Annotated in this window: 1 protein-coding gene; it reads right to left on the bottom strand. The window is 56.7% G+C overall.

Annotated elements, in window-relative coordinates; genetic code table 11:
* Positions 1 to 705, bottom strand: a 705-nt coding sequence (locus ACYQ6T_RS10715; protein ID WP_459830704.1) for an RNA-guided endonuclease InsQ/TnpB family protein, incomplete at both ends; no start/stop codon positions are given.

A 705-nucleotide genomic window follows, 5' to 3' on the forward strand; every position in this document is an offset into this window, starting at 1 on the left:
TGGCGGAACATGCCAAAGCCCACGTCGCTGATCGCTCGGGCAAGCTTCTCGTTTTGAAGCATCCCCTGGACATTCAGGTCCTCGATCACCACCGCTTGGTTATGGCGGCAGAGGCGAGTCGTGAGCTTGTGGACAAAATCGCGTCGGATGTTGGCGATGCGGGCGTGAAGCCGCGCCAACGATTGGGCAACTTTCCTGCAGTTGTTCGAAATGGGAAGTTTCGTTCCCTTCGGGATTGGCGCTTCTTGGGGAATTCCCACCGCCACTTTCGCTGCTTCCAGTTTACGGCTTTGGGCACGCTCCCGAATCTGTAGCCGTCGCAGCATCCTTTTGAGTGGTTTCGGTGCGTCAATCACCTCGCCGGTGGAGAGGGTCGCTGCGGCTTTCACCCCGAGGTCAACGCCAACGACACCATTTCCTGTGCGGCGACGGTAAAAAACACGGTCAGGCACTTCTACCTGAATCGCAACATACCACCGGTTTGCAATGCGCGAGACGGTTGCGCCGAGAATCTTGCCCTCAAAGCGTAGTGCTTCAGTCATCGCTACATCGCCCACCTTGGGAAGGCGAATCGTCTGGCCACGCACGCGAAACTTGTCGTTCGCGACATAGAAGCTGTCGCGGCTCTTGCCTTTCTTCTTGAATTGCGGTTCAGACGCCTCTTTCCCTTCTTTCAGGTCTTTGAAAAACCTGGCCCAAGCGCGT

Source organism: Hydrogenophilus islandicus, assembly GCF_054657095.1.